4 protein-coding genes are annotated in these 7,839 nt (G+C 42.6%); all 4 read left to right on the forward strand.

What is annotated here, in order from left to right; genetic code table 11:
• Nucleotides 1-23: 23 nt before the first annotated feature.
• The 4 genes from KTI79_RS15000 to KTI79_RS15015 are packed head-to-tail and all read left to right on the forward strand — an operon-like array spanning nucleotide 24 to nucleotide 7,613.
• The gene (locus tag KTI79_RS15000) at nucleotides 24-3,674 is read left to right on the forward strand and encodes an outer membrane lipoprotein-sorting protein (RefSeq protein ID WP_086376403.1); all 3,651 of its coding nucleotides are present in this window, start codon (nucleotides 24-26) and stop codon (nucleotides 3,672-3,674) included.
• Nucleotides 3,671-4,945: a porin gene (locus KTI79_RS15005; protein WP_086266231.1), complete on the forward strand. Its 1,275-nt coding sequence runs from the start codon at nucleotides 3,671-3,673 to the stop codon at nucleotides 4,943-4,945. Before KTI79_RS15000 ends, KTI79_RS15005 begins: the two co-directional genes overlap by 4 nt.
• 53 nt (nucleotides 4,946-4,998) lie before the next feature.
• On the forward strand, nucleotides 4,999-6,852 hold the full coding sequence (locus KTI79_RS15010; RefSeq protein WP_086266230.1) for an alpha/beta fold hydrolase: 1,854 nt from the start codon (nucleotides 4,999-5,001) through the stop codon (nucleotides 6,850-6,852).
• The gene (locus KTI79_RS15015) at nucleotides 6,852-7,613 is read left to right on the forward strand and encodes a 4'-phosphopantetheinyl transferase family protein (RefSeq protein ID WP_199964135.1); all 762 of its coding nucleotides are present in this window, start codon (nucleotides 6,852-6,854) and stop codon (nucleotides 7,611-7,613) included. Before KTI79_RS15010 ends, KTI79_RS15015 begins: the two co-directional genes overlap by 1 nt.
• Nucleotides 7,614-7,839 lie beyond the last annotated feature (226 nt).

The following is a 7,839-nucleotide window of genomic DNA, read 5'->3' on the forward strand; positions in this document are numbered from 1 at the left end:
AAATACAAGAAGGTAGAACCACTATGGTGACCATAGAACATGCTTTCCTCATACCGGCCGAGATTGACAAGGTTTTCAACTACCTTTCAAACCCGGCCAATGATGCAGGTTGGCAATTGTCGTGTAAGCATTCTGAGCTGCTAGACAGTACTCCGCGTGTGGGTAGTAAGTACGAAATTGGTTTTAGCTTTATTGGGCGTGAAATGTCCTTTAAAGGTGAAATTACACATCTAGTACCGAACGAATTGTATGCGTTTAAAGTAGTGGAAGGACCCTTTCACTACACCGGTACTTACCGTTTCAAACCACATCCGGAAGGTACGTGGATTGAATGGGTGTTTGAGGCAGAACCAGGTAGCTTTTTTGGTGTATTGCCGCCAGCGCTGCTAAAAAAGATGGTGCTCGCTCAGTTCAAGAAAGATGTTGATAATCTTCAAGCATTGGCTCAGAAGGGTGAAGCCTATGAGTCGGTTGGCAATGAAAATAAACCAACTATCGAGACCAATAAACCACCTCGTAAGACTCAACAAATGATGGAGAAATACGCGCGTTGGATTCTTAGCCATCGTCGTATTGTCTTGACTGTGGTGATGCTCTTAACACTTGCTCTAGCGTATCTGGCATCTGGTGTAAAAATTATTATTGACCCAGATGCACTTGCGCCTAAAGGGCATCCTTATATCACCTCGACCAAGCTGATTGAAAAGAAATTCGGCTCCAAATATATGGTTGTGATCGGTATTACACCGAAGCAGGGTGATATTTATCAGCCGCAGGTGTTGGAGAAAGTCAAACGCATTACCGAAGAAGTTGATAATGCACCGGGCGTAGTCCGTTCCACTATAATGAGTCTGGCTGCACGTCAGGCGAAAGGTATCGAGGCGAATGCAGAAGGGTTCGATGCCAAGAAACTATTGCCGAGTAGTTCAGTCACTCAGGAGGATATTGATCACCTGAAAAAACTACTGGCACTGAATCCAACCTATATGAATTCAGTGGTATCTAAAGATCAACGAACTGCTGCGATTTTGCTTGAGCTTGAGGAAAGTCCAGAGGGCTTCCAGAAAATGATGGGCCCAATCAACAAAATCGTAGAGAGCGAACAATCTAAAGATATGACGATTAGTGTCGGTGGCAATCCTGTGTATCTGGATAAAGCTGAAGACTACTCTAAGCGTATCAATATTTTGTTCCCGATTGCTGTATTAGTGATTGGTTTATTGCACTTTGAAGCATTCCGCAGTAAGCAAGGTTTGATTCTGCCACTCGTTACAGCTTTGTTGGCTGTGGCATGGGGTATGGGCATGATGGGCTTGTTCAAACAGCCAATGGATATCTTTAACTCGCCTACACCAATTCTGATTCTGGCCATTGCAGCAGGGCACGCTGTGCAGTTGCTCAAGCGCTACTATGAAGATTTTGATCGTCTGATTGCTCAAGGAATGGAGCCTAAAGCTGCCAATAGCGAAGCTGTAGTGCAGTCTTTGGTTCGTGTTGGTCCAGTTATGGTGCTGGCTGGTGGTATTGCAGCAGCTGGATTCTTCTCTCTGTTGACTTTCAACATTCCAACTATTCGTTCATTCGGTATTTTTACAGGGATCGGGATCATCAGTACGCTGGTGATTGAGATGACTTTTATTCCGGCACTCCGCTCAATGTTGCCACCACCTTCGGTTGTGAAGGTTAAACGCAAAGGCTTGCCAATTTGGGATTGGATTCCAAACCGTATTGGTGATGTCATTTTGTCAGTTCGTCCACGAATGATGTTAATGACTGCGATTGCGGCAATGGGCGTCTTTCTTGCTATTGGCACAAGCCGTATTGTGGTTGATAACGATAGCCGCAACTTCTTCTCACGAGACCTACCGATGCAGCAAGACGACAGATTTTTAAATCAGTCTCTTGGTGGCACAAACAGTCTCTACATCATGGTCGATACCAAGGTTCGTGATGGTATTGAAAATCCTGAAATCTTAAAAGCGATTGATAATACTGAAAAGTTCGCAAACTCAATTCCCGAGGTCGGTAAAACAATCTCTATCGTGGACTATATCAAAAGGATGAATCAGGCAATGAATGCTGATCAGCCACAGGCATTTCAGGTTCCTGCAACCAAAGATGTCGTTGCTCAGTATCTGCTGTTGTATTCAATGTCTGGTGAACCGACTGATTTTGAATCCTACATTGATACCACTCAGCGCTATGCCAAGATTACGATTCTTCTGAAAACCGGCAGTAATCATCGTATTAAAGAAATCCTTGAGTCGCTAAAAACGTATATGGCGGGTCAATTGGGTGATAAGGCTGTAGTAAGTTTTGGTGGTGATGTGACGCAAACCATTGCTTTAACTGAAACGATGGTTCACGGCAAGCTAATGAACATTCTACAAATTTCATTTGCCGTATTCTTTATTTCAGCACTGGTCTTCCGTTCGATTTCAGCGGGACTGATTGTTCTTACACCACTTCTATTCTCAATTCTTGCCATCTTTGGTGTGATGGGTTGGCTCGACATTCCACTCAATATTCCGAACTCACTCATCTCGGCCATGGCTGTGGGTATTGGTGCGGACTATGCCATCTACTTCCTCTATCGCTTGCGTGAAATCTTGCGCGAAGAAGGGGGCGATATCAAAGATGCTATTCGTAAGACTTTAAGTACTGCTGGTAAGGCTTCTCTTTTTGTCGCGACTGCGGTTGCTGGTGGTTACGGCGTACTGTCCTTATCACAAGGCTTCCACGTCCATCAATGGCTCGCGATGTTTATTGTCATTGCAATGCTTTTCAGTGTATTTGCAACCTTAATTATGGTGCCTACAATGATTCTAATATTAAAACCTCGTTTTATCTTTTCTTCAAAGAAGAAGAGCATTCCTGTTGCACAAACAGTTGTGACAAGCCTTTTGTTAGGTACGGCGCTCACTTTTTCATTACCTAAAACATCTCATGCAGATGAAGTTCAAGATATTGTTAATCGTAGTGATGACGCCTCTAAGTTTTTATCTTCAACGGCTAGTGCCAAATTTATTTTGACCTCTAAAAATGGTGAGCAGCGCGTACGTTTGACCAAAAATATGACTAAGCTTGCCGGAAATACTCAGAACAATATGCGTTTGACCGAGTTCATCTCGCCAGCAGATGTCCAAGGAACCACAACGCTGTTAATTGAAAATGCAAAAGGCAGCGATAGCATGTTTGTCTATTTGCCTGCATTGAAAAAAGTACGTCGTCTTGCATCGGCGAATAAGGGCGATGCTTTTATTGGTACGGACTTTAGCTATGGGGATGTACTTGGCTATAAGCTCAGTGACTGGAAGTACACCAAACTGGCAGATGGCAAATTTAATGGCAAAGATTGTTACATGATTGAAGCAACGCCAATCAATAATACGGTGAAGAGTGATTTTGGTTATAGCAAACGTCGTATGTGCATACTCAAAGACAACTTTGTTACAGCAACCATCGACATTTGGGATACGGCAGGCAAACCATTAAAACATATTGAATTCACCGATATCCGTCCTTACGGCAAAGTGAAACCAAGATGGCAGGCTATGAAATCGATGGCGAAGAATCTGCAAACTCAACATATGACACAAGTTATCGTCAATGATTTTGTCGCAGAAAAAACCTTATCCGATAAGCTTTTCTCACCGCAGAGTCTTGAAAAATGACGCAAGGTGCCTATTGGGTATTTGCATGCTGCAGTAGCTTTATGCTACTGCAGCATGCTCATGCAGATGACAGCGAAATTAGTTTTGTGAGCCAGAACTCAGCCAGACTCGATGTGTGGTCATCAGATCGTGATTTAAGTTCGTTAAAAAACATTGGACAAGCAAGTTTCTGGTCCAATGGTACGCTCAAGTTTAATCCAGAGTTTAAGATCCATTACGACATAGTGGTTGGAGACGAAACGGACCATACTGTGAACCCAGATCAGGTGAGTAAGGTAAATCGCAACTTACATGAGTTGTATGCTTCTTATAACTGGGATCAGACAGTCTATGTCGATGTTGGTCGCCAGATTGTAGTCTGGGGGAGAGCTGATGGGATTAACCCCACAGATAACCTCTCGCCTCGTGACTATACGCGTCTAGTACCAGATGAGACAGATCAACGTCTTGGAAATGATGCACTCAAATTGACATATATTCCTGAATCAGGAACCAATAAATGGACTGCATTGTGGTATCCGCGTAATCGTTCAGATGTGATTCCATTGCGTCAGATTGCTGGTGTTCAGTATGACATAGACCGTAAGAGCCGTCCTGCATTTGCAATGCGCTGGGATTATTCCGTAGATGGTCTAGATGTTGGGGCATCGTATTTCTCAGGCTTGGATCACATGCCTGATCTGTCAATTCTTTCTGTATCTCCAACTGGGGAGGCAACATTGCAGCTGAAAAATAATCCTATGTCCGTCTATGGATTTGATTTCAGTTATAACCATAACGATCTCGTGTGGCGCGGTGAAGCTGCATATACAAAGACTGACTCAAATGGCAGAGAAGATCTTACCCATAAGAAAAATAATTTAACTGTAGTTATGGGACCGGAATGGTCATTAAAAAATTCTACGCTGAGTTTAGTAGGCGTGTACAAGCATACAGAGGACTTTAAATCTGCCGATAGCCTAACAAATCCAGCATTGAGAGAAGTCTACCGTTATCAGCAAACAATCAGCGATCAATATGAGCAAGATCAGTATGGAGCTATGCTGCGTTATGCGCTTAACCTACTAAATGACAATTTAAAGTTAGAGTTTACAGGATTCTATTTTGCACCAGAGCCTAATGAATTGTTGAGAGTACGTATTAACTACAACCTCAATGATCACTGGCAGTTAAATGCAGGTGGAGATCGCTTCTGGGGCAAAAATGATACGGTGCTAGGACAATTTAGAGATAACAGTCTGGTGTATGCCCAGGTTCGATATAACTTTTAAGATAACTCGCTTCTAAACAATGCTGGAGTGCCCAGCACCTAATAAGGTGATTTATGGATAATTTAAATAACGCAAAAAAAGATAATTTTTCACGGAAGACCATATTAGTAACAGGTGCAGCAGGTTTTATTGGCAGCAGATTGATCGTTGAACTTCTGCATGAAGGTCATCAGGTGATTGCTGCACTGCGTAATGCCGCAACCAAGAAAGATAAGCTATTAGATTTTATTGCAACCCAAGGGCTAGCCGATCCATCTATTTCGTTTGTTGAATATGATTTAAGCCGCGATTTTAAGCTGGATTCTCTGTTAGCGGATGCTCAGACAAAGATCCATGTGATTTATCATCTTGCTGTATCCTTTAATTGGGGTATTAGCAAAGCTGAAGCTGAGCGTACCAATATTAAGTCAGGGCTTACTTTGATTAAATGGGCTGCGACCTTGAAGCAGCTTGAACGATTTATCTGGATTGGGGGGTATCGTGTCGCTACGCCGCCGCAAGAGTCGGCTGATGAGTTGTATTGCAAACATGGTGGTTATGAAGCTTCAAAAATTTTAGGTTATCAAGCTTTCATTGAGGCCTGTAAGCGTTTAAATGTGCCATGGACTGCAATAAATCCAGCGACGGTCATTGATGGTTTTTATAACTATGGCGATATGCAATATATCGGTATTGCTGACATGATTGATAAGCTCTATCAGGGACGTCTGCTGGCATTGCCAGGTGGGCGTGACACATTCCTGCCCCTATGCAATATGCAGTATATCGTGAGCTTTTTGATCCGAACGATGTCTTATCCTGAGACCATTGCTCAGGAGTATATGCTGCTTGATCCTGCGACGCCGAAATTTCATCGTCTGGTTCATCTCGCTGCTGAACACTTGGGAGTCAGCTCACCACATTTGCAAGTACCCAAGGTTCTATTGGAGAAATTGCCTGAGGTATTGCTTGACGGTTCTAAAGAGCAACTCTCATTCATTTCTACCGAGCACTATCATGTTGCGGGGGCAGAGGCGATGGCAGTGAAGATGGGCATCGCGGACCTGATCAATATCACTCCTTATTTTTCTCGCTGGATTGATCGTCTAGTACTTACACGCTTTGGTCGTATGCAAGTACCAACACCTAATTCTTTTAGCTATCAGAACCGATATTGGACAGAAATCTATACTAAACAGCCAGTTGGTTCAGAAAAATCTTCCGCACTGTTTTTACACGGCATTCCATTTGATAGCACATGCTGGTCTCCAATCATCAATAAAATTACCTATGATCAGGTTGCTATGATGGATCTGCCGGGACTTGGCCGTTCAGGTAGTTATGAGATGATGGAGGATAACAATCATGAATTTATCGACACTGCTGCAAAACTTTTAGCGCCAAATAGTGTTGTTATTGCACATTCGTTAGGTTGTCTCTTTGCATTAAATCTTGCAAAGGAATATCCCGAAAAAGTTGCACGCCTCATCCTTATATCGCCTTATTTTGTTCAGGCGCAGGCTGCTAAAATGTTTCAGATACAAGCAATATCTAAACTAATTTTCCGTTTTGTGCCGAAAGATGTGATTGCTAAAGACTTGCATCCAGATGGGCAACAGAATCCGGCGGTTGGTTATGCGATGGATTCATTACGTCGAGTGTCGGTAGCCAAGCATATTAGTGAGTATATGCATCGGATTAGTTTGCCAGAACAGCGCGTAACTCAAACAGCTTTGCTCAATGAGCTTGGATCTAAAGTTGAAATCATTGTGGGAGATAAAGACCCGATGGTTACTACAATAAATCCTGATATCCCTGTACATATGATAGCTGGTGCAGGCCATAATCCACACCTCACACATGTAGAGGCAGTTTCTGACTATCTCGCACCTGTTCTGATGAAATACAACAGCACTATCGCTTCCTAATGTCTAATCGTGACCAAGTACGGGTTTATGTCTGCCCAGTTTCACGGGTACCACAAGACCATTTGGTATTGAGCCATTATCTCGGCTTTCTCAGTTTGGCAGAGAAGCTGAGATATGATCAATATCATCCTAAGGCGGCTCGCCTTTTCTTGATCTCTCGCGTATTAGTGAAGACTGTCTTAGCGGATAAGCTAGGCATCTCACCCCATGAAGTTAATATTCAATTACATCCCAACGGCAAGCCTTTTGTAGAAGGTAGTAAGGCTGTGTATTTTAATCTTAGTCACTCAGCAAACATTATTGTTCTTGCGGTGACTGAAGCAGGGGAAATAGGGATTGATGTTGAACAAGTGGATCGTGAGTTCGAATGGAGACGTGTCGATAGTGTGCTAGCATCGAGTGAAATTGAGTGGATTAAACAGAATGAACTCATTGATCCATCCAGTGTATATCAACGGTTTTTTCAAATATGGACTTTAAAAGAGGCTTATATCAAATGTACTGGCGAAGGAATGAGCTGTCATTTAAAAAAGCTCAACTTTCATGTGTTGCCTGAGCATATACAGTTTCTCGACTCAACCAATGATGCTCAAAAGACAGAAGAGTATTATTTTGAAAGCTATATTTATGATTGTGACTTTATATTTTCTATATGTTTACAGCAGAGCCTTGCCCAAGAAAGTTTTCATCTGGACTGTTTTCAATTATTGCCGTGTATATCTATGCACCGAATAACCCCAACGCTTTATAAATATAACTAGATTAAATCGTTGTAAGTGATGATTTAAAAATGTGAATCTAGCAATGAAATAGCTGGACTTTGCTTGGCTTTGAGCCGAACTCTTCTCAATAAGTTATGTGTGAATCGGTAAAAAGAAAAAAGCCCCAGTCTTTCGACTAGGGCCTTTTAAATTTGGAGCGGGAAACGAGACTCGAACTCGCGACCCCAACCTTGGCAAGGTTATGCTCTACCAACTGAGCTATTCC

Source organism: Acinetobacter sp. WU_MDCI_Abxd143 (assembly GCF_025514195.1).
GTDB classification, from domain to species: domain Bacteria; phylum Pseudomonadota; class Gammaproteobacteria; order Pseudomonadales; family Moraxellaceae; genus Acinetobacter; species Acinetobacter pittii_H.

Coding starts and splice junctions, on each gene's coding strand:
- KTI79_RS15000 (WP_086376403.1), top strand. CDS start 24: ATGGTGACCATAGAACATGCTTTCCTCATACCGGCCGAGATTGACAAG.
- KTI79_RS15005 (WP_086266231.1), top strand. CDS start 3,671: ATGACGCAAGGTGCCTATTGGGTATTTGCATGCTGCAGTAGCTTTATG.
- KTI79_RS15010 (WP_086266230.1), top strand. CDS start 4,999: ATGGATAATTTAAATAACGCAAAAAAAGATAATTTTTCACGGAAGACC.
- KTI79_RS15015 (WP_199964135.1), top strand. CDS start 6,852: ATGTCTAATCGTGACCAAGTACGGGTTTATGTCTGCCCAGTTTCACGG.